We start from the raw sequence: 20915 nt of genomic DNA on the forward strand, positions 1-20915 counted from the left end.
GCTTGCGCGGGCGTTTTTTCATTCCGGCTTGGCTTCGCCGAACACCGTCCTGCAGTCCACCCGGATCTGCTGGCGCGTGTCGCGCCAGTAGTAGGTGCTGCAGTGGCGGTTGCCGTCGACCTTCTTCTCCACGCCGACCGCATAGAACGACTGGAACACCTCGGTACGGCTGACCGTGCCGTCCGCGTTCCAGTCCATGTCTTCCTGCTGGATGCCCTGGGTGATCGCGATGCCGGCGTACCAGGCATAGCCCAGCCACGCCAGCACGATCAGCACCAGGACCAGCAGCGCCTTGCGGCGGCGGGTGAACCGGCCGCGCAGGATCATGCCGCGACGCGCCGGATGGTGGCGCCCAGCGAAGACAGCTTCTCTTCGATGTTCTCGTAGCCGCGGTCCAGGTGGTAGATGCGATCGATGGTGGTATCCCCCTCGGCCATCAGGCCCGCCAGGATCAGCGAGGCCGATGCGCGCAGGTCGGTCGCCATCACCGGCGCACCGCTGAGCTGTTCGGTGCCGCGCACGATCGCGGTATGCCCTTCGACCTGGATGTCCGCGCCCAGGCGCAGCAGTTCGTTGACGTGCATGAAACGGTTTTCGAAGATCGTCTCGTTGATCACGCCCACCCCGTCGGCCACGCAGTTGAGCGCCATGAACTGCGCCTGCATGTCGGTCGGGAACGCCGGGTACGGCGCGGTGGTCAGGTTGACCGCGCGCGGGCGCTTGCCTTCCATGTCCAGGGTGATGCTGTCTTCGGTGGTCTCGATCTTCGCACCGGCCTCGACCAGCTTGGACAGCACCGCATCCATGGTGTTCGGGCGCGCGCGGTTGACCGTGACCTTGCCGCCGGTCATCGCCGCGGCCACCAGGAAGGTGCCGGTTTCGATGCGGTCGGGCAGCACTTCATGACGGCCGCCGGAGAGCTTCTCCACGCCTTCGATCACCAGGCGGGCGGTGCCGAGGCCTTCGATCTTCGCACCGAGCGCGATCAGGCAGTGCGCCAGGTCGGTGACTTCCGGTTCCATCGCCGCGTTGTCCAGCACGGTGGTGCCTTCGGCCAGCACGGCGGCCATCAGCACGTTCTCGGTGCCGGTGACGCTGACCATGTCGAAGGTGAAGTGCGCACCTTTCAGGCGCTTGGCCTGGGCTTTGATGAAGCCGTTCTCGACGGTGATTTCCGCCCCCAGGGCCTGCAGGCCCTTGATGTGCTGGTCAACCGGACGCGAACCGATCGCGCAGCCGCCCGGCAGCGACACTTCGGCCGCGCCGAAGCGGGCCAACAGCGGGCCCAGCACCAGGATCGAGGCGCGCATGGTCTTGACCAGCTCGTACGGGGCCACGTGCTGGTCCACCGAACGCGGGTCGACCACGATCGCACTGCCGCGCGACAGGGTGCCCTGGTCGATGGTGACCTTGGCACCCAGCTCGCCGAGCAGCTTCACGGTGGTGACCACGTCGTGCAGGTGGGGCACGTTGGTGATCTCCACCGGCGCATCGGCCAGCAGGGTGGCGCACAGGATGGGGAGGACAGCGTTCTTGGCGCCGGAAATGTTCACTTCACCGTGCAGCGGCTTGCCGCCGGTCACTACGATCTTGGCCATGGAGTCTGCGCAATAAGAAAAAGAAGGGGGGGCTTGGTGGGTCGGCTTACCGACCGGCTTCGGCCGGGGTGACGGTCTTCAGCGCCAGCGCGTGGATCGCCCCGCCCATCAGATCGCCCAGGGTCGCGTAGACCATGCGGTGGCGCGCCAGCGGCATTTTGCCGGCAAAGGCGTCGCAGACCACGGTGGCCTCGAAGTGCACGCCGTCGTCACCCTGCACGTCCGCGCGGGCGCCAGGCAGGCCGGTTTCGATCAGATTGCGGATGGTCTCGGCGTCCAACGGGCTTTCCTAATAAAATGAGCGCTCATTCTACTCTTCCACGTGGCGCTCGCATGGCTGTCTCGCCCCAACTCCCCCATCCGGCCGACGCGGCGGCACTGGTCGCCAGCGGCCGCCGCGTGTTCGAGATCGAGCGCGATGCGCTGGGCGCGGTCGCCGACCGGCTGGGCGAAGCGTTCAGCCAGGCCTGCCAGCTGATGCTGCTGAGCAAGGGCCGCGTGGTCGCCACCGGGATGGGCAAGTCCGGCCATGTGGCGCGCAAGATCGCCGCCACGCTGGCCTCGACCGGGACCCCGGCCTTCTACGTGCATCCCGGTGAAGCCGGGCATGGCGACCTGGGCATGATCACCAGCGCCGACGTGGTGCTGGCGCTGTCCTACTCGGGCGAGTCCGACGAGCTGCTGATGCTGCTGCCGGTGCTCAAGCGCCAGGGCAACCGCCTGATCGCGATGACCGGGCGGCCGCAGTCCAGCCTGGCCACCGCCGCCGACGTTCACCTGGATGTCAGCGTGCCGGCCGAGGCCTGCCCGCTGGCCCTGGCCCCGACCTCCAGCACCACCGCCTCGCTGGCCATGGGCGATGCGCTGGCCGTGGCCCTGCTGGATGCCCGCGGCTTCACCGCCGACGATTTCGCGCGTTCGCACCCGGCCGGCAGCCTGGGCCGCCGCCTGCTGCTGCACATCACCGATGTCATGCATAGCGGCGATGAGCTGCCGCGCGTGGGCGTCGATGCCAGCCTCAGCGAGGCCCTGGTGGAAATGAGCCGCAAGCGCCTGGGCATGACCGCCGTGGTGGATGCGGACAACCGCCTGATCGGTCTGTTCACCGATGGCGACCTGCGCCGCGCGCTGGATACCGACCTGGACGTGCGCAGCGCGCGGATCGCCGATGTGATGACCCGTGGCCCGCGCACGATCGGCGCCGATCAGCTGGCCGCCGAGGCGGCGCAGCTGATGGAAGCCCACAAGATCACCGGCCTGCTGGTGGTCGATGCCGAGGGCCACCTGGTCGGCGCACTCAACATTCATGACCTGTTGCGGGCCAGGGTGGTTTAAACCACAGTTGTCTTCCTCCATTCAGCTGAGCTCCCCCCAGACGATGCCTTACTCCCCGTTGCCCGGTTTTCCGTCCCACCTGCATGCCGCCGCCGGCCGTATCCGGCTGGCCTGCTTCGACGTGGACGGCACGCTCACCGACGGTCGGCTCTACTACGACAAGGACGGCAACGAGAGCAAGGCGTATTACGTGCAGGACGGACTCGGCCTGAAACTACTGCAGCAGCAGGGTATCCACCCGGTGCTGATCACCGCGCGCAACAGCCAGTCCGCGCTCCGGCGCGGCGCGGACCTGGGCATCGATACCCAGATCGCGGTCGGCGACAAGCTGGCCAGCGTCAAGGCGCTGTGCGGGCAGCACGGCATCGGCCTGGACCAGGTGGCCTTCATGGGCGATGACCTGCCCGACCTGGCGCCGCTGTGCGCGGTCGGCCTGGCGGTCGCCCCGGCCAACGCCCACCCGTGGATCGCCGAACGCGTGCACTGGCAGACCCGCAGCGACGGCGGCCAGGGCGCGGCGCGCGAGCTCTGCGATGTGCTGCTGGCCGCGCAGGGCCATGTGGACGCGGTGCTGGCGAGGTTCGGCGCATGAACATGCGTACCGCTCTCGGCATCGGTCTGCTGGTGGCTGCCGCCTTCACCGGCTGGCTGGCGCTGCATGATCGCGACAAAGGCACGGCCGAGGTGGGGGACGACGCCACCAAGGATTACGTGCTGCATGATTTCCAGATCGTGGCGCTGGACGAACAGGGCAAGGAATCCACCACCCTGCGCGCCCCGCTGCTGGAACGTGCGCGCAGCGATGAGACGATGAACATCACCACGCCCCTGTTCCTGCTGCCCGATCAGGACGGCAATCACTGGGAACTGCGCAGTGATACCGGCTGGGTCAGCGCGAAGGGCGATCAGCTGAAGCTGGTCGGCAACGTCAGCGGCGACAGCCCGAAGATCGCCAGCGTGCCGCCCACCACCTTCCGCACCGATCACCTGGATGTTTTCCCGAACGAAAGCCGCGCCAAGACCGATGCCCTGGTCACCATGACCCGCCCGGGCATGAGCCAGTCCGGCGTTGGTTTCGAGCTGGATTCCAAAACCAAGACCTACCATTTCCTGAGCCAGGCCAAGGGCCGTTACACGCCCCAGCGCTGAGCCACGGCAGCCCCGGCGACGTCCACCGACCGGCGCCGGCTGCACAGGAACCCCGATTCACCGGCCAGGCTTACCGCTGGTCACGACCCCTACTCTGGCAGGACAGACCCATTCAATGAAGATCCTATTTGCAGCCGCATGCGCGATCAGTCTTCTCGCCCCCGCGTTCGCGGCCAGCGCGAAGTCCACCGACCGCAATGAACCGATGACCATCGATGCCGGCACCCAGTCGGGCACGCTGGTGGGCGATGGCAAGACCACGCTGTCCCAGGGCGTGGTGGTCACCCAGGGCACGCTCGATCTGCGCAGCGCCGATGCCGAGATCTACATGAAGGACGGCGAAGCGGTGCGCGCCGTGTTCACCGGCAAGCAGGCCAAACTCAAGCAGCAGCTCGATGACGGCAGCTGGATGGACGCCAGCGCCGACCGCATCGATTACGACATCAAGGCCGAAGTGCTGACCATGACCGGCAACTACCAGGTCAAGAGCGCGCGCGGCACCAATGCCGGCCAGAAGATGACGTACAACACCCGCACCGGCGAGATGAACAGCGGTGGCGACGGCACCCGCGTGCGCACCGTGATCCAGCCCAAGAACAAGACCGCGGCGCCGGCCACGCCGGCCGCCAAGACCACCGTACCGACCCCCGGGAGCAAGAAGTAATGCTCGTCGCCAAAGGCCTGCGCAAGCGCTACAAGCAGCGTGAAGTCGTCAAGGATTTCGGGCTGACCCTGGAGGCCGGTGAAGTGGTCGGCCTGCTCGGCCCCAACGGTGCCGGCAAGACCACCTGCTTCTACATGATCGTCGGCCTGGTCGAGACCGACGCCGGCAGCATCGTGCTGGACGGCAAGGACATCACCAGCGACCCGATGTACACCCGCGCCAAGCAGGGCGTGGGCTACCTGCCGCAGGAACCCTCGGTGTTCCGCAAGCTGACCGTGGCCGACAACCTGCGCCTGGTGCTGGAACTGCGTGAGGACCTGGACAAGGCCGGCCGCGAAAAGGAACTGGCCAGCCTGCTGGACGAGCTGCAGATCAACCACGTGGCCGACCAGCTCGGTGCGAGCCTGTCCGGCGGTGAGCGCCGCCGCTGTGAAATCGCCCGCGCGCTGGCCGCCAAGCCGCGCCTGATCCTGCTCGATGAACCGTTCGCCGGCGTCGACCCGATCTCCGTCGGTGAAATCCAGCGCATCGTCACCCACCTCAAGCAGCGCGGGATCGGGGTACTGATCACCGACCACAATGTCCGCGAAACCTTGGGAATCTGCGACCGCGCGTATATCCTCAACGAGGGCAGCGTGCTGGCACAGGGCGCGCCGGACGAGATCCTGGCCAACGCCGACGTCCGCCGCGTCTACCTTGGGGACACCTTCAAGCTCTGATCCAGCGGCCGCCGCAACGCCTTCCTTCCGTTCGGCACAGGCATGAAAGCACGGCTGCAGACATCGATGGGACAACATCTGGTCATGACGCCGCAGCTGCGTCAGGCGATCAAGCTGTTGCAGATGTCCAGCGCCGAGCTGGAGCTGGAGATCAACGAGGCGGTGGAGACCAACCCGCTGCTGGACTGGGCCGAGAACGCTGAACCGGCGCTCGAGGCCAGTCCCGGCGAGGACACACCCCCGCCCGCTCCCACCGATACCCACGCCGACGGCGAGCACCAGGTCTCGGCCAGCGATGACTGGTCGCCCGGCGAAGGCGACTGGACCAGCGGCAGCAGCGGCGGCTCGTTCGACGATGACGACAACGGCAGCGCCGCCGAGCGCGTGGCCGAGACCGAATCGCTGGCCGACCACCTGCTCTGGCAGCTGCACCTGTCCCACCTCTCGGCCCGGGACCGCAGCATCGGCGCGGCCCTGATCGACGCCTTCGAAGACGACGGCTACCTGCGCGAGCCGCTGGCGGCCATCGCCGAGACCCTGCGTCCGGGCATCCAGGCCGACGAGGCCGAGATCCTGACCGTCCTGCACCAGATCCAGCGTTTCGACCCGGTCGGGGTCGGTGCGCGCTCGCTGGGCGAATGCCTGGACCTGCAGCTGCTGGTGCTGCCCGCCGACACCCCCGGGCTGGCCCTGGCCCGGCGCATCGCCGATGGGCCACTGGAGCGCCTGCCGCGCAGCGGCGTGGCGGGCATCGCCCACGAGCTGCGCGAGCCGGTGGCCGAGGTCGAGGTCGCCGTGCAGCTGCTGCGCTCGCTGGACCCGCGCCCGGGCACCCAGATCGGCGAGCTCTCCCACGACAGCTACGTGGTGCCGGACTGCGTGGTCTGGCGCCAGAACGGCGTCTGGCGCGCGGCCCTGGCCGGCCATGCCGGGCCCCGGGTGGTCATCCACCGGGGCTATGAACAGATGATCCGCCGCTGCGGGGAGGCCGACGCCGGTTACATGCGCGCCCACCTGCAGGAGGCGCGCTGGCTGCTCAAGGGCCTGGAGGCCCGCGGCGAGACCCTGCTGCGGGTCATGCGCTGCCTGCTCGACCAGCAGGCCGCCTTCCTGGAGTTCGGCGAACAGGCGCTGCGCCCGCTGACCCTGCGTGAAGTGGCCGGCGAGCTCGGCCTGCACGAATCGACCATTTCCCGGGCGATCGCCCGCAAGTACGTGCGCACGCCGCGCGGGACCCTGCCGCTGCGCGGGTTCTTCGCCTCGGGCATCGATACCGACAGCGGTGGCGAAGCCTCCAGTACCGCCATCCAGGCCATGCTGCGCCGCCTGATCGATGACGAGAACCCGCGCAAGCCGCTTTCTGACGCCAAGCTGGCTGACCTGCTCAAGACATCGGGAATACCGGTGGCGCGACGCACCGTGGCGAAGTATCGTGAAGCCATGAACATTTCCGCCTCGCACGAAAGGGTAAGAATCGTCTGACGCTCCACCGCGCCCGGCGGGAAGGTTCATTGGCACATCCGAACAAAGGAGAAACCCGATGCACATCGAGACGTTTGGCAAGGACCACCTTGAGATCACCCCGGCTCTGAACGAGTACGTGGAGACCAAGCTGGAACGGCTGAGGAAGCACTTCGACCAGCATTGCGAGGTTCGCGTGCAACTGTCGATCCGCAAGCCGGAGCACCATGCCGATGCGAGTGTGAATGTTCCCGGGCAGACTCTGCACGCGGACGCCAGCGGCCCCACCATGTACGCCGCGATCGACATCCTGGCCGACAAGCTCGACCGACTGGTCATCAAGCACAAAGAGAAAAAGCAGCAGCACGCACCGCAACCGCTGCCGGTGGGCGACAATGAGGGCTGATGCCCTCGTTTCCACCCCGACATGCCTCTGACTGATCTTCTGGCGGCCGTCCGCACGCAAGTGCTGCCGGCCGCCGATCGCGACAGCGTGCTGAAGGCCGCAGCCCGTCTTCTGGCCTGCCGCGAAGCCAACGCCGAGCTGCTGTACCAGAACCTGTGCCAGCGCGAGACGCTGGGCAGCACCGCCATCGGCCATGGCATCGCCATCCCGCACGGCCGTGCGCCCCTGCTCGAACGCCCCCGCGGCGCGCTGCTGAGGCTGGAGTCGCCGGTGGAGTTCGGCGGAGATGAGCCGGTCGACCTGGTCTTCGCGATTGCCGTTCCCGCGCATTACACCCATCAACACCTGATGCTGCTGTCCGAGCTGGCCGAGCTGTTCTCCGAGCCGGCCATCCGCCAGGCGCTGCGCGAAGCGCGCGACGGCGACGAACTGCGTCGGGTCATCGAATTTCCCCCGCCGGCGAGTGCCGCATGAATACCAGCATCACCGCGCGCGAACTGTTCGAACAGCAGCGCGACCGTCTCGCCCTGCGCTGGATCGCGGGGCAGAAAGGCGAGCGCCGTGAGCTGGAAGCCGGCAACAAGGTCTCGCGCCGCCCCTCGCTGGCCGGTTACCTCAACGCGATCTACCCGAACAAGGTGCAGATCCTGGGCACCGAGGAGCTGTCCTGGCTGGACTCGCTGGACTCGCGCCAGCGCTGGGAGACCATCGAGCGGATCATGCAGTCGCATCCGCTGGCGCTGGTGATCACCCGCAACCAGTCCTGCCCGGAAGACCTGCGCGCGGCCGCGGACGAATCGCAGACGCCCCTGTGGATCTCGCCCAAGCGCGGTCATGAGCTGCTCAACCACCTGTCCTACCACCTGGCGCGCACGCTCGCGCCTCGGGTAATCCTGCATGGCGTGTTCATGGAGATCTACTCGATCGGCGTGCTGATCACCGGCGAGGCGGGCTCGGGCAAGAGCGAGCTGGCGCTGGAACTGCTCAGCCGCGGCCACCGGCTGGTCGCCGACGATGCCCCCGAGTTCACCCAGATCGCCCCGGACGTGCTCGACGGCACCTGCCCGGAGCTGCTGCAGGACCTGCTGGAAGTCCGTGGCCTGGGCGTGCTCAACGTGCGCGAGATGTTCGGTGACACCGCTGTAAAGAAGAACAAGTACCTTCGGCTGATCGTCCACCTGACCAAGCCGATGACCGAGCCCACCCCCTACGGCTATGAACGCCTGACCGGCGACTCGGGTACCCGCCACGTGCTGGACCTGGACGTGCCGCTGATCACCCTGCCGGTGATGCCCGGCCGCAACCTGGCCGTGCTGACCGAAGCCGCCACGCGCCTGCACATCCTGCGGACCAAGGGCATCGACCCGGCCGCGATGTTCATCGCCCGCCACAGCAACATGTTGGAACGCCGCACGCCATGAACACCCCCGCCCCCGCCTCCGTCCCGACCGCCGCCACCCTGATCATCGTCAGTGGCCTGTCCGGTTCCGGCAAGACGGTCGCGCTGAAGACCTTCGAAGACCTCGACTACTACTGCTCGGACAACCTGCCGATCGACCTGCTGCCGGATTTCGTGCGCAGCCTGCTCGGCGATCCCGGCCGCGAAGCCCCGCGACGGCTCGCGGTCGGCATCGACGTGCGCGCGCAGAGCGACCTGACCCAGCTCTCGCACTGGCGCGAAGACGCCAAGGCCGCCGGCCTGGATGCGCAGCTGCTGTTCTTCGATGCCACCGATGAAAGCCTGCTCAAGCGCTACGCCGACACCCGTCGCCGCCATCCGCTGAGCCAGCTTGGCCTGTCGCTGCCCGAAGCGATCGCCCGCGAACGCGAACTCACCGCGCCGCTGCGCCGCGCCGCCGATGCGGTGATCGATACCACCAGCCTCAACGTGCACCAGCTGCGCCGCAAGGTGGTGACCGAATTCGCGCTCGCCTACGGCAACAAACTGTCGCTGCTGTTCGAATCGTTCGCCTACAAGCGCGGCGTCCCGGCCGAAGCCGACTTCGTGTTCGATGTGCGCGTGCTGCCCAATCCACACTGGGACCCGGAGCTGCGCCCGCTGTCCGGCCGCGATGCCGGCGTGCGCGAGCATCTGGACGAACAGCCCGATGTACAGCGCTACGCCGCCCAGCTCGTCGATTTTCTCGATACCTGGCTGCCGCGGCTGGGCAATGACACCCGCAGCTATGTCACCGTCGCCTTCGGCTGCACCGGCGGCAAGCACCGCTCGGTCTACATGGCCGAGCGCATGGCCCGCCATGCCCGCGACCAGGGCTGGCCCGAAGTGGCCACCTTCCACCGGGAACTGGACTGAATCCGTCGCTTCCGGACCGCCCTGTCCCGCCCCGAGCCGGGACAGGCCATCGGCACGCTGAACCGCGGAACACAGCAGTCTTTCACGCGTGCTATCGCCAATTCATGTTGACCTGTTAACGTTCGGGAATGACCTGTGGCATTCTCCTCGTAACTCATCCCGGTGTCGGCACGGCCCTGCTGGACGTGGCGACACGGCTGCTGCGGCACCTGCCGCTGAAGACCGAAGCTTTCGAAGTACCGTTCGACGCAGATATGGACGTCCTGCTCCCGCTCGCCTCGGCCGCTTTGCGCCGGGTGGACAGTGGACAGGGCGTGCTGATCCTGACCGACCTGTACGGCGCCAGCCCCAGCAATCTGGCCGGGCAACTGGCGCGTCTGGGCACCCCGGCACGCCGGGTTTCGGCGCTGAGCCTGCCGATGTTGATGCGGGTGATGAATTATCCGGAACAGGGACTGGATCAACTGCCTGCCACAGCCGCGGCAGGCACTCGCAATGGAGCGATTGTCGACGATGCTTGAACGTGAACTCACCGTATCCAACCGCCTGGGCCTGCATGCCCGCGCCACTGCCAAGCTGGTGCAGGAGCTGGCGCCGTTCCGCTGCAACGTGACCATGGCCGCCAAAGGCCGTGAGATCAATGCCAAGAGCATCATGGGCGTCATGCTGCTGGCCGCCGGCCAGGGCACCCCGGTCACCGTGCGCATCGACGGCGAAGACGAAGCCGCCGCGATGGACGCGGTGGTGGCCCTGTTCGAACGGCGTTTCGACGAGGACAACTGAGCATGGGGGGGCAACCGCGATCGGGATCCTCCGCACCGGCCCGGACCGCGTCCGGGGCGATGCTGTTGTCCGGCCACGGTGCCTCGCGCGGCAATGCCCTGGGCCGTGCCCGGGTGCGCCTGCCACATGCCCTGGAAGTCGCCGAGCAGCGCATTCCGCCGTCGAAGATCGACGCCGAACTGACGCGCCTGCATGTGGCCGTGGAAGCGGCACGCGGCGAAATGCACGATCTGCGGCAGCGCCTGCATGGCGCGCTCAACCAGGAGGTCGGCGAGTTCCTCGACCTGCATGCCCTGCTGCTCGATGACCCGGAGCTGCTGTTCGGGCTGGACGAGCTGATCCGCAGTGGCCCGTACAGCGCCGGCTACGCCCTGCGCGTGCAGCGCGATCGCCTGGCCAAGGTCTTCGATGGGATGGACGATGCCTACCTGAAGAGCCGCATGGACGACCTGGACCATGTGATCGGGCGCATCCATGCCTTCCTGCAGAAGCGCCCGCCGGACGTCAAAGGCATGGCCGGCGAGATCCTGATCTGCGACAACATCGCCCCCTCCGAGCTGGCCCAGCTGCAGGCCCACGGCGTGGTCGGCATCGTCACCGCCGGGGGCAGCGCGCTGTCGCACAGCGCGATCCTGGCGCGCAGCCTGCATCTGCCGTTGATCGTCAACGTCCCCAACGTGCTGCAGAAGGTCGCCGACGGCGACGTGCTGATCATGGACGGCAGCGACGGCACGGTCACCATCAACCCGCAGGCACCGGACCTGCGCGATTACCGCGTGCGGCTGCGCGAACACGCGCGCGAACAGCGCGAGCTCGGACGCCTGCGCACCAAGCCGAGCCGCACCCGCGACAACGTCGACATCGCCCTGCTGGCCAATGCCGAATCCAGCGAGGACGTCACCCAGGCGCATGCGCTGGGCGCACACGGGCTGGGCCTGTACCGCACCGAATTCCTGTTCCTGCAGCGCAACGAGCTGCCGGACGAGCAGGAACAGTTCGAGACCTACCGCGATGCCGCGCTCGGCATGAGCGGACGGCCGGTCACCATCCGCACCCTGGACCTGGGCGCGGACAAGGCCGACCGCACCGGGCTGACCCTGAGCAATGAAGAAAATCCCGCGCTGGGCCTGCGCGGCGTGCGCCTGTCGCTGGCCCGGCCGAAAGTGGCCGACACCCAGCTGCGCGCGATCCTGCGTGCGTCGGCCTACGGCAAGCTGCGCATCCTGATCCCGATGGTCAGCACCCGCGAGGAAATCCTCGCCGTGCGCCGGCGCCTGCACAAGCAGGCCGAGCTGTTGCGCGCCGAGGGCCACGAGGTCGCCGAGCACATCCCGTTCGGCGCGATGATCGAAGTCCCGGCCGCGGCGATCGCGCTGGAGAGCTTCATCGACCTGGTCGACTTCCTCTCAATCGGCACCAACGATCTGGTCCAGTACCTGCTCGCCGCCGACCGCAACAACGAAGCCGTGGGCGAGCTGTATTCGCCCCTGCACCCGGCGGTGGTGCGACTGCTGGCACATATCCTGCGCACCGGCCAGGCCTACGACATCCCGGTAGCGGTCTGCGGCGAAATCGCGGGCGACCCGATGATGACGCGCCTGCTGCTGGCGCTGGGCCTGACGGAATTCAGCCTGCATCCGGGCACGCTGCTGGAAGTGCGCCGCGCGGTTCGCGACAGCGACCTGTCCGTGCTGCAGGCGATGGCGCCCAAGCTGCTGCAGGCGCGCGACCGCCGCGGCATCGAACGCTGGATCGAGAAGGCAAGCCTGGACCGGTAGGTATCGACCGTTGGTCGATACGCGCCTGACCGCGTGGCGTCGCCTGCAGCACGACCGACGGTCGTGCCCTACCCGATTGACACACAAGCACGCGATAATGACGCGGTGACCACCGCCCATGCCGCATCCTCTACTGGATAGCGGCCTTTTTCTTTTCCCGCAGGAGCTGTGCATGGCCGAAGCCGTACGCCACGACAAGACGGCACGCCAGCTGCGGCTGTTGTCCGATGCACTGGACAGCGGGCGACTGGGTCCGGTGCGCCGGCTGGTCAACACCCTGGCGCCGGCGGAGATCGGCAACCTGCTCGAATCGCTGCCCCCGGGCAAGCGCGAAATCGTCTGGGGCCTGGTCGATCCGGAAGACGACGGCGAGGTACTGGTCCACGTCGGCGAGGAAGTGCGCGAAAGCCTGCTGGCCGACATGGACCCGGACGAGATCATCGCCGCGGTCGAAGACCTGGACATCGATGACCTTGCCGACCTGGTCGAAGACCTGCCGGACACGGTCATCGATGAAGTGCTCAAGTCGATGGACCGCGAGAACCGCGAGCGGCTCGAGCAGGTGCTCTCCTATCCCGAGGACAGCGCCGGCCGCCTGATGAACCCGGACGTGGTGACCGTGCGCGCCGACGTCAACGTCGATGTGGTGCTGCGCTACCTGCGCCTGCGCGGCGAACTGCCGGACCACACCGATCACCTGTTCGTGGTCAGCCGCCGCCATCAGTACCTGGGCCGGCTGTCGCTGGCCGCGCTGGTGACGCACGAGGACAACACCCCGATCAACCGCCTGATCGATGACGAACAGCCGGCGATCGACGTCGGCGAGAGCGCCGAGGAAGTCGCGCGCCAGTTCTCCGATCATGACTGGGTCTCCGCCCCGGTGGTGGACGACAACAACATCCTGCTCGGCCGCATCACCATCGATGACGTGGTCGACATCATCCGGTCGCAGGCCGAGCACCAGGCGCTGGGCGCGGCCGGTCTGGACGAAGAAGAAGATCTGTTCTCGCCGATCAAGCGCGCCGTGCGCGGCCGCGTGGTCTGGCTCGGCATCAACCTGTGCACCGCGTTCCTGGCAGCCAGCGTGATCGGCCAGTTCGAGCTGACCCTGCAGAAGGTGGTCGCCCTCGCCGTGCTGATGCCGATCGTCGCCGGCGTCGGCGGCAATGCGGCCGTGCAGGTGCTGACCCTGATGGTGCGCGGCATCGCGCTGGGCCAGGTCGGCCAGAGCAACGCGCGCATCCTGCTGTGGAAGGAATCGCGGGTCGCGCTGATCAACGGCACCCTGATCGGCACCGTGGTCGGCATCATCGCCTACCTCTGGTTCCACAGCTTCCTGCTCTCGCTGGTGATCACGATGGCGCTGATCATCAACTTCTGCGCGGCCGCCCTGGCCGGCGTCCTGCTGCCGCTGCTGCTCAAGCGCATGAACGTCGATCCGGCCGTGGCCGGTACCGTGGTGGTCACCGCCGTCACCGACGTCATGGGCTTCTTCAGCTTCCTTGGCCTGGCCAGCCTGATCCTGCTGCACTGACCCTGGACGCCCGCATGGCCGTGACCCTCGACAATTACTTCGTCCCCGGCTGGCGCGACGCGACCTATACCTGCGCCGCCTGCGAATGGCAGGGCAGCGCGCGGCAGATGCCGATGGAACTGCACGAAGACGAAGCGCAGTTCGACTGCCCGCAGTGCGAGAACCCGATCCTGCTGGTGGTCCACCCCAGCCTGGCCCAGGTGCAGGCCGCCGCCGCCGACGGGCACCCCGAGGCGATCGAACAGCTGGACATCCTCGCCTCGGTACCGCGCCCGCACTGATGCACTGCAAGATGCCCCGGCGCACCACCGGGCCTAGACTGAAATCGATTTCAATCAAGGCACGACAATGGCGCGACGCTGGGGTGGATGGCTGCTGTGGGCGGTGGCGATGATGACGGTGGCTGGCTGTGCGAGCAGCCCCGATACGTCAGGGGGCCGGTTCGTCGGCCGTGCGGTCAAGGTCGATGGCCAGACCGCCTACTACCAAGTGTTCGTACCGCGCACGGCAGCCGCCTCGCGCGGCGAACTGCCGGTGGTGCTGTTCCTGCATGGCTCCGGCGAACGGGGTCGCGACGGCCGCCGCCAGACCCAGGCCGGTCTCGGGCCTTACCTGCGCCAGCACGCCGCCACCTTCCCCGCGCTGGTCGTGCTGCCGCAGACCCCGGACGACCAGGAGTGGTCGGGCGGGAACAACCGCATCGCGCTGGCCGCGCTGGATGCCGCCATCGCCGAATTCGGCGCTGATCCGCGGCGGCAGTACCTGACCGGCATGTCGATGGGCGGCTACGGCAGCTGGAACATCGCGCTGGACGCGCCACAGCGCTTCGCCGCGATCGTGCCGGTGTGCGGCGCGGTGCTGGCCCCGCGCGCGGTGCGCCCCACCCTGTTCGTCGAGGACGTCGCCCACGAGGCGGATCCGTACGCGGCCATTGCCCAGCGCCTGCGCAACGTCCCGATCTGGATGTTCCATGGCGCGCTGGACGACGTGGTGCCGCCGGAGGACGACCGCAAGCTGCACGCCGCCTTCCAGCAGGCCGGGGCGAAGGATGTGCGTTACACCGAGTACCCCGACGGCAACCACAACGCGTGGGACGCCACGTATGCCGATGCCGCGATGTGGGAGTGGCTGTGGGCGCAGCGGCGGTAGGGTGTTGGGTAAACACATGCCCACTGCCTGTCAATGACTCAACATTATCAAACACTTATTCAAGAACTGCTGAGCGAAGTCAGAAGGTCGCCAGCAGGAACGCTGTCGCTTCAGGCACGTAAGCGACTCTGGATTAGCTTGGTCGACGGTCGTATCGAAGAGGATGGAAAGCGTCTGCTTACAGCGCTGGATGTGTGGTGCGTCGAGTCCGGAATGCCTATCTGGAGAAGGGCATTTGGCTGCGGTGACTTATTGTCCAACATGCTGGACGTCGCGGTGCGCGCTTCGAGTGGCCGCCTGGATCCCGCGGAAGCGCTGGCGATCCGGGATGAATTTTACGTCACTACGATAGAAGACATTGATTACGCCGCTTCCGAATACCCGGCCATGTTTGTCGCTCATGCAGCGGCGAATACGATCCTCACGGGGACAACCACGTCCGTCCACGATGCCGACGATGGCCGAGAGGACGTGGACTTGGAATCAGAGGCATTCGAGCCGAGCTTTCTTGTCGCCTCAGCCTTCGCAGGCAGGTTGTTTGAAAGCGGAGATCCCGCGAAGCGCCGTGCGTTCTGGGAAGCCTATCTGTTGCACAGCCAAGGTCTCTTTGACTGAGATGCTCAGGCACGTGAGTGCCTGCGAGGACATTTTTCCGATTAGTTGTATTCCATGAGATGAACCGGGCCGACATCATGGCAGGCCTGCTGGACGACGTTGTCCTGCGAAAATCCTCGCCGGAACTCATTTCCTCATGATCATTACCCCCGATCGCCAACGGTGGAGCTTTCCACAGCTGCTGAGCACTTACCGCTTCTGGTCGCTGCTGCTCATGGTGATGTTCGTCATGCTTGCAGTCGTCCTGATCCGAGAGGGGCACCTCCAATTTCTCCGGGATCGCGAACATCACACCTACGACGGTAAGGGCGATGCAGGCGAGTTTTACTTCCAGATGCGACTTGTCATCCAGCTGGGTGGACTGGCTCTCGGCGCGGGCCTGAGCCGATGGATCTCGGTCAGAGGCTTGGTGACCGGAATCAGTGGCTGTGCGCTTGCCTGTCTGCTGACACTGCTGATCGGCGAGAGCTGGTCCACACCGCTGCAGTGGTTGAGCTTCGTTTCTTCCGAGGCGCTGCTGTCGGTACTGACCGTAGCGATCCCGGCGCTCATTGCCACCCGCATGCGCAGTGTGCTCGCCATCACCAGCGCGTTCGCAGTGCTGTCGCTTACGCAGGTCGGCATTCAACTGTTGGTGGTGTCGTGGCCGATCATGCCGCTCCTGGCAGGCGGCGACAGCACAGCCATGAAGGCATCCGCCTTCTGCATGCTGATAGCAGCAGCCTGCGTCGTGCTGCCGAACCGCACTCTCCACTTTAGACGTGCGCCCGAGCGGAGCGTCTTGCGCCGTGCACCGAAACACCGCCTCAGCCTGGACGTTGCCGGGGTAGGAGCGTTGTTGTGGATCGTGTATCCCCTCGCCATTCTCGGCATCACTCTGACCAGCGCGCGGGGCTCCGTTCCTGTGATCTGGATTGGCTTGGCGTCCCTGCTGGCCCTTTTCAGCATCTGGTACAGCGCCCGCTGGTTCCACCATATCCATGCCGAGGCCGCTACGCTGTCTGCGGTGGACACTCTGTTCACCGCCCGTGCGGCGCTTTGGATCTATCTTCTGATGCCGCTGGGTGGACCACTCCTGCTGCTGTCACTGGGCAGCAATCTTTACCGCGAGATGCGCCGACAGCGATTGAAACCGATCCGCGCGGAAAAATGGTTCAGCGTTTTTGCCGTGGTGGTGCCGCCATTGGCAATGGGCATGGCCCAGTCGATGATGAACGCGCTGGGTGCCACCTCTCCTGGAGAGCGCATCACGGCTGCCGCACGCGGTCGCGGATCCTGAGACACCGCGCCCGCATTCTTTCCGGGCGGAATGGTTCCGCGAGGAGAGATCGCCATGGCTCAGTATTACGTCAATCGTGTCGCCCAGATCAACGGCGACCATGAAGTGCATACCAGTACCTGCGTTTATCTGCCGTCGCTTCAAAACCGCGTCGATCTCGGCATGCACGCCGGCTGCGCCAGTGCCGTGACTCAGGCGAAGCGCCACTTCCGGCAGTCCAATGGTTGCCGCTGGTGCAGCCCGGTCTGCCACACCAGCTGAGACGGAACGAAGACAGCCGAGCAATGGTCGGCTGTCTTCGTTCTCATACCGGGTAATTCACCCCAGCAACGTTTCCAGCACTGCCATGCGCACCGCGACGCCGTTGGCGACCTGGCGCAGGACCCATGACTGCGGGCCGTCGGCGACCTCGTCGGTGACTTCCACACCGCGGTTGATCGGGCCCGGGTGCAGCACGGCGGCATCGGTGCCCGCACGCTTCAGGCGCGCGGCATCCAGGCCGTACTGCGCGTGGTACTGCTCCAGCGAGGGCACCAGGCCTTCTTCCATGCGCTCGCGCTGCAGGCGCAGCATCATCAGCGCGTCGGCGCCTTCCAGCATGGCGTCGAAATCATCGCCGACGATGCAGCCCTTGAGCGTGTCATCGTCCGGCAGCAGCGACTGCGGGCCGCAGACGCGGATCTCGCCGACGCCCAGCGTGCGCAGGGCATGCAGATCGGTGCGGGCCACGCGCGAGTGCTTCACGTCGCCGACGATGATGACCTTCATCTTCGAGAAATCACTGCCCTTGGCCTGGCGCAGGGTGAGCATGTCCAGCAGGCCCTGGGTCGGGTGCGAGCTGCGGCCGTCGCCGGCGTTGACCAGGGCCGTGCCCTCGCCCGCCGCCGCCGCCAGCGCCGCCACCGCGCCATCATCGGGATGGCGCACCACGAAGCCGCGCACGCCCATCGCTTCCAGGTTCTTCAGCGTGTCACAGGCGGTCTCGCCCTTGCGGGTGGAGGACGTGGAGGCATCGAAGTTCAGCACGTCCGCGCCCAGCCGCTGCGCGGCCAGCTGGAACGAGCTGCGGGTGCGCGTGGAGGGTTCGAAGAACAGCGTGCAGACCGCCGAGCCGCCGAGCACGTGGCGCTTGTTGCCGACCCGGCCAACGGCCGCATCGCGGATCTGGCCGGCGCGGTCGAGCAGCTGCAGCAGGGTTTCGCGGGGCAGACCTTCCAGGGTCAGCAGGTGGCGCAGGCGTCCATCGGAATCGAGTTGCGAGGCGGTCATGGGCAGGGTCTGAGGGTCAGGAAACAGGGGTGGCGTCATCCGGGCTGGAGAGCCAGCGTTCGATGATGACCGCCGCGGCGACGGCGTCCAGCGCATCGGCATCGCGGCGGCGTTTGCGGCCTTCGGCGCGCTCGACCGCGAACCGGCGTGCCGCCTCGACCGAGCTGGAGCGCTCGTCGACCAGCACCACCGGCAGTTTGAAACGTTCCCGCAGCTGGCGGGCAAAGCCCTGCGCACGCTTGCGGTTGGGCTGGTCCTGGCCGTCCAGGGTCAGCGGATCGCCGACCACCAGGCCGTCCGGCCGCCACTCCTTGATCAGGCGCTCGACTGCGGTCCAGTCCGGTCCGTTGCCGTGCACATCCACCACCGCGATCGCGCGCGCATGGGTGCCGAACGAACTGCCGATGGCCACGCCGATGCGACGCGAACCGACGTCGAAACCGAGCACCGTGCCATCCCGGCGGATGGTCGGCGGCGCGGCCGCGGCGGGCGCTGGCGTCGCCGGCTCAGACATGGCCGCTGTAATCGGTGAGGCGGAACAGGTCCACGCCGATGCGTGCCGCCGCGCCCTGCCAGCGCTCGTCGAACGGGGTGCTGAAGAGCAGCTCGGCATCGGCCGGCACGGCCAGCCAGCTGTTCTCGGCGAGTTCGGTTTCCAGCTGCCCTTCGCTCCAGCCGGCGCAACCCAGGGTGACCAGCGCATTGCGCGGGCCTTCGCCGCGGGCCATCGCTTCAAGGATGTCGCGCGAGGTGGTGAGGAACACGCCCTCGCCCACGGCCAGGCTGGAATCCCAGCTGCGCGCGTCGTCATGGATCACGAAGCCGCGCTCGGGGTGCACCGGGCCGCCGTTGAGCACGACCTGGCTGCGCAGGGTGTCGCTGGTGGTGGTGATTTCCATCTGGGCCAGCACCTCGCCGAGGGTGTACTCGGAGGGCTGGTTGACCAGCACGCCCATCGCGCCGTTCTCGTCGTGCTGGCAGATCAGCGCCACGGTACGGGCAAAGGTGGGGTCGGTCAGCGACGGCAGCGCGACCAGCAGGTGGTGGGCAAGCGAAGTGGACAGTTCAGACATGGCCCCATTCTAGCCGCTGGCCGTGATGTGCGCTTTCGCGCTGACATAATGCAGGCCTGCGCGCGTGCCCCGGCCCGCGCGCCTGATCCGCCATCGCAAGGAGCTGCACGTGTCCGGTTACTGCCTCATCGCCCCGGGTCATCCGGTCCACGGCCACTACCATGACCACGAGTACGGCTTCCCGCAGCGCGAGGAGCGCGAGCTGTTCGAGCGGCTGATCCTGGAGATCAACCAGGCCGGCCTGAGCTGGGAGACCATCCTGAAGAAGCGCGAGGGCTTCCGCGCCGCGTACGACGGCTTCGACGTGGACACGGTGGCCGCCTATGGCGAGCGCGACATCGAGCGCCTGCTCAACGATGCCCGGATCATCCGCAACCGGCTCAAGGTCCATGCGGCGGTCCACAACGCCCAGGTGATCCAGCAGCTGCGGGCCAGCCACGGCAGCTTCGTCGCCTGGCTGGACGCCCACCATCCGCTGGACAAGGCCGGCTGGGTGAAGCTGTTCAAGAAGACCTTCCGCTTCACCGGCGGGGAGATCACCGGCGAGTTCCTGATGAGCCTGGGCTACCTGCCCGGCGCGCACAGCCCGGACTGCCCCGTGTTCAAGCGCATCGACACCCTCAAGCCCGCGTGGCGCCGGGCATGAGGCACACCGCACTGCGGGCCGCGCTGCTCGCCGCGCTCGCCCTGCCCTCGCTGGCCAGCGCCACCGGCCTGGACGACGTGCTGGCGCGCCTGCGCGCGGAAATCGCCGCGATGCCGGCCGACGACCCCGCCCCGATCGACACCGTGCTGGCCCGTTACCGCGACGAGACCGGCATCGACCTGCAGATCCCGGTGGCCGGCGACAGCGATGCGCCGCTGCCCGCGCTGGTGCGCCCGCCCACCGTCACCCCGGCCGATTGGGACGCGGTGAGCCGCTACCTGCGCGAGACCGATGCCCAGCACACCGTGCCGGTGGAGATGGGCGAGCTGTCGCTGTCCCTGCTCGATCTGGATGGCGACGGCCAGCGCGACCTGGTGCAGAGCGCTTACAGCGGCGGCACCGGCCTGTACACGCAGGTGGACATGCTGCGGCGGGATCCGCAGCGCGGCTTCGTCGTGCCGGACAGCCTGGACCCGCAGCGCCCGTGGGCACAGGGCCAATACGGCCTCAGTGGGCGCGGCGGCGACCAGGGCCTGTACTGGCTGCGCATCGACGGGGTCAGCTATGTCGCCTACCGCGACGGCGACTATTACGGCGACACCCTGCTGCTGAACCGGCCGCTGTCGGCCGACCCGCGCGAGCGCAGCCCCACGCAGCAGTTGAAGGTGCGCTACGGCCGCGAGCATCGGCTGGCCGATCCGGTGATGCATGTCGACGGCGATCCGCTGGATGCCCGGGCCACGGCGATCGCCACCGACCGCCGCCTGCTCCGGCACATCGAGCGCCTGCTGGGCGCGCTGACCATCGACGGCGACGGCGTCGCGCATTTCGGCGAAGAACAGGGACGCTGCCCGGTTCCGGCCGGCACCGACCCCGGTGAAGCGGAGATCTGGCCGTGGCGGGGCGCGGGCAGCTACACCTTCGACACCGCTGCGGACACCGTGATCCGCTCGGGCCGACAGTGCTACAGCGCCACCCTCATCGCCCTGCGCAGCAGCTATGCCGGCGACCATGCGCTGTGCTGCCAGCTGTGGTTGTACCGCGGCCCCGGCGAGCAGGTGGCCACGCTGGACCTGCGCAGCCGCCGCTGGGTCTCCGGCGTGACCCTCGTGCCGGTCCCGCCGCAGGGGGAATGACCGGGCG

Annotated in this window: 27 protein-coding genes; 21 read left to right on the top strand and 6 right to left on the bottom strand. The window is 67.4% G+C overall.

Features of this window, described 5'->3' with window-relative positions; genetic code table 11:
* Nucleotides 1–18: 18 nt before the first annotated feature.
* Genes ABE424_RS00555 through ABE424_RS00565 form a run of 3 tightly spaced genes read right to left on the bottom strand, consistent with a single transcriptional unit; the run spans nt 19 to nt 1878 of the window.
* A complete protein-coding gene (locus tag ABE424_RS00555; RefSeq protein WP_176990833.1) occupies nt 19–327 on the bottom strand; it encodes an EF-hand domain-containing protein in 309 nt (102 codons plus the stop codon).
* Complete coding sequence (murA, locus tag ABE424_RS00560) at nt 324–1598, bottom strand: UDP-N-acetylglucosamine 1-carboxyvinyltransferase (protein WP_176990834.1); 1275 nt, start codon at nt 1596–1598, stop codon at nt 324–326. The genes ABE424_RS00555 and murA overlap by 4 nt, the downstream gene beginning before the upstream one ends.
* A 46-nt stretch (nt 1599–1644) precedes the next feature.
* Entirely contained in the window at nt 1645–1878 is a 234-nt protein-coding gene (locus ABE424_RS00565; RefSeq protein WP_176990835.1) for a BolA family protein, read from the bottom strand.
* Between the two features lie 53 nt (nt 1879–1931).
* Between ABE424_RS00565 and ABE424_RS00570 the strand changes: the two genes are divergently transcribed.
* The 19 genes from ABE424_RS00570 to ABE424_RS00660 all read left to right on the top strand — a co-directional run bounded on the left by ABE424_RS00570 (nt 1932) and on the right by ABE424_RS00660 (nt 17045).
* The gene (locus ABE424_RS00570; protein ID WP_346492547.1) at nt 1932–2933 is read left to right on the top strand and encodes a KpsF/GutQ family sugar-phosphate isomerase; all 1002 of its coding nucleotides are present in this window, start codon (nt 1932–1934) and stop codon (nt 2931–2933) included.
* 43 nt (nt 2934–2976) lie between these two features.
* The gene (locus ABE424_RS00575) at nt 2977–3525 is read left to right on the top strand and encodes an HAD hydrolase family protein (RefSeq protein ID WP_179460947.1); all 549 of its coding nucleotides are present in this window, start codon (nt 2977–2979) and stop codon (nt 3523–3525) included.
* A complete protein-coding gene (gene lptC, locus ABE424_RS00580) occupies nt 3522–4082 on the top strand; it encodes an LPS export ABC transporter periplasmic protein LptC (protein ID WP_346492548.1) in 561 nt (186 codons plus the stop codon). The genes ABE424_RS00575 and lptC overlap by 4 nt, the downstream gene beginning before the upstream one ends.
* A gap of 115 nt (nt 4083–4197) precedes the next feature.
* A complete protein-coding gene (gene lptA / locus ABE424_RS00585) occupies nt 4198–4746 on the top strand; it encodes a lipopolysaccharide transport periplasmic protein LptA (protein WP_179460945.1) in 549 nt (182 codons plus the stop codon).
* A complete protein-coding gene (gene lptB, locus ABE424_RS00590; RefSeq protein ID WP_019185407.1) occupies nt 4746–5465 on the top strand; it encodes an LPS export ABC transporter ATP-binding protein in 720 nt (239 codons plus the stop codon). The genes lptA and lptB overlap by 1 nt, the downstream gene beginning before the upstream one ends.
* A 42-nt stretch (nt 5466–5507) precedes the next feature.
* Nucleotides 5508–6947: an RNA polymerase factor sigma-54 gene (locus ABE424_RS00595; protein ID WP_346492549.1), complete on the top strand. Its 1440-nt coding sequence runs from the start codon at nt 5508–5510 to the stop codon at nt 6945–6947.
* A 58-nt stretch (nt 6948–7005) separates the two neighbouring features.
* Nucleotides 7006–7332: a ribosome-associated translation inhibitor RaiA gene (raiA, locus tag ABE424_RS00600; RefSeq protein WP_046274055.1), complete on the top strand. Its 327-nt coding sequence runs from the start codon at nt 7006–7008 to the stop codon at nt 7330–7332.
* A 21-nt stretch (nt 7333–7353) separates the two neighbouring features.
* Complete coding sequence (locus tag ABE424_RS00605) at nt 7354–7806, top strand: PTS sugar transporter subunit IIA (RefSeq protein WP_121043141.1); 453 nt, start codon at nt 7354–7356, stop codon at nt 7804–7806.
* Nucleotides 7803–8753 carry an HPr(Ser) kinase/phosphatase gene (gene hprK / locus ABE424_RS00610; RefSeq protein WP_176990842.1) on the top strand — a complete coding sequence of 317 codons (951 nt, stop codon included), beginning with the start codon at nt 7803–7805 and terminating at the stop codon, nt 8751–8753. The genes ABE424_RS00605 and hprK overlap by 4 nt, the downstream gene beginning before the upstream one ends.
* Nucleotides 8750–9646 carry an RNase adapter RapZ gene (rapZ, locus tag ABE424_RS00615; RefSeq protein WP_346492550.1) on the top strand — a complete coding sequence of 299 codons (897 nt, stop codon included), beginning with the start codon at nt 8750–8752 and terminating at the stop codon, nt 9644–9646. The genes hprK and rapZ overlap by 4 nt, the downstream gene beginning before the upstream one ends.
* 128 nt (nt 9647–9774) lie before the next feature.
* Nucleotides 9775–10167, top strand: coding sequence for a PTS sugar transporter subunit IIA (locus ABE424_RS00620; protein ID WP_019185401.1), 393 nt, complete (start codon nt 9775–9777; stop codon nt 10165–10167).
* Nucleotides 10160–10429 (top strand): HPr family phosphocarrier protein, encoded by a 270-nt coding sequence (locus ABE424_RS00625; protein WP_019185400.1) that lies wholly within the window; start codon nt 10160–10162, stop codon nt 10427–10429. Before ABE424_RS00620 ends, ABE424_RS00625 begins: the two co-directional genes overlap by 8 nt.
* Nucleotides 10430–10488: 59 nt before the next feature.
* On the top strand, nt 10489–12207 hold the full coding sequence (gene ptsP, locus ABE424_RS00630; protein WP_176990844.1) for a phosphoenolpyruvate--protein phosphotransferase: 1719 nt from the start codon (nt 10489–10491) through the stop codon (nt 12205–12207).
* Nucleotides 12208–12379: 172 nt separating this feature from the next.
* On the top strand, nt 12380–13741 hold the full coding sequence (gene mgtE / locus ABE424_RS00635) for a magnesium transporter (RefSeq protein ID WP_176990845.1): 1362 nt from the start codon (nt 12380–12382) through the stop codon (nt 13739–13741).
* Nucleotides 13742–13755: 14 nt separating this feature from the next.
* A complete protein-coding gene (locus ABE424_RS00640) occupies nt 13756–14022 on the top strand; it encodes a hypothetical protein (protein ID WP_346492551.1) in 267 nt (88 codons plus the stop codon).
* 67 nt (nt 14023–14089) lie between these two features.
* On the top strand, nt 14090–14890 hold the full coding sequence (locus tag ABE424_RS00645) for a prolyl oligopeptidase family serine peptidase (RefSeq protein WP_346492552.1): 801 nt from the start codon (nt 14090–14092) through the stop codon (nt 14888–14890).
* Nucleotides 14891–14923: 33 nt separating this feature from the next.
* Nucleotides 14924–15505 (top strand): Imm5 family immunity protein, encoded by a 582-nt coding sequence (locus tag ABE424_RS00650; RefSeq protein ID WP_346492553.1) that lies wholly within the window; start codon nt 14924–14926, stop codon nt 15503–15505.
* Between the two features lie 136 nt (nt 15506–15641).
* Complete coding sequence (locus ABE424_RS00655) at nt 15642–16784, top strand: hypothetical protein (RefSeq protein WP_346492554.1); 1143 nt, start codon at nt 15642–15644, stop codon at nt 16782–16784.
* Nucleotides 16785–16838: 54 nt separating this feature from the next.
* Entirely contained in the window at nt 16839–17045 is a 207-nt protein-coding gene (locus tag ABE424_RS00660; RefSeq protein ID WP_346492555.1) for a hypothetical protein, read from the top strand.
* Between the two features lie 57 nt (nt 17046–17102).
* Here the strand turns inward: ABE424_RS00660 and ABE424_RS00665 are convergent, their stop codons facing one another.
* The 3 genes from ABE424_RS00665 to ABE424_RS00675 are packed head-to-tail and all read right to left on the bottom strand — an operon-like array spanning nt 17103 to nt 19126.
* Nucleotides 17103–18053, bottom strand: coding sequence for an aspartate carbamoyltransferase catalytic subunit (locus ABE424_RS00665; protein ID WP_123728554.1), 951 nt, complete (start codon nt 18051–18053; stop codon nt 17103–17105).
* Between the two features lie 16 nt (nt 18054–18069).
* Nucleotides 18070–18567: a Holliday junction resolvase RuvX gene (gene ruvX / locus ABE424_RS00670; RefSeq protein WP_346492556.1), complete on the bottom strand. Its 498-nt coding sequence runs from the start codon at nt 18565–18567 to the stop codon at nt 18070–18072.
* Nucleotides 18560–19126, bottom strand: a complete 567-nt coding sequence (locus tag ABE424_RS00675) for a YqgE/AlgH family protein (RefSeq protein WP_346492557.1) — start codon at nt 19124–19126, stop codon at nt 18560–18562. The genes ruvX and ABE424_RS00675 overlap by 8 nt, the downstream gene beginning before the upstream one ends.
* A gap of 109 nt (nt 19127–19235) precedes the next feature.
* Between ABE424_RS00675 and ABE424_RS00680 the strand changes: the two genes are divergently transcribed.
* Both ABE424_RS00680 and ABE424_RS00685 read left to right on the top strand, forming a co-directional pair.
* Nucleotides 19236–19772, top strand: a complete 537-nt coding sequence (locus tag ABE424_RS00680; RefSeq protein ID WP_346492558.1) for a DNA-3-methyladenine glycosylase I — start codon at nt 19236–19238, stop codon at nt 19770–19772.
* Entirely contained in the window at nt 19769–20908 is a 1140-nt protein-coding gene (locus ABE424_RS00685) for a hypothetical protein (RefSeq protein WP_346492559.1), read from the top strand. The genes ABE424_RS00680 and ABE424_RS00685 overlap by 4 nt, the downstream gene beginning before the upstream one ends.
* The last annotated feature ends 7 nt before the right edge of the window (nt 20909–20915 follow it).

The organism is Stenotrophomonas sp. TWI1149, assembly GCF_039673155.1.
GTDB lineage: Bacteria > Pseudomonadota > Gammaproteobacteria > Xanthomonadales > Xanthomonadaceae > Stenotrophomonas > Stenotrophomonas maltophilia_AA.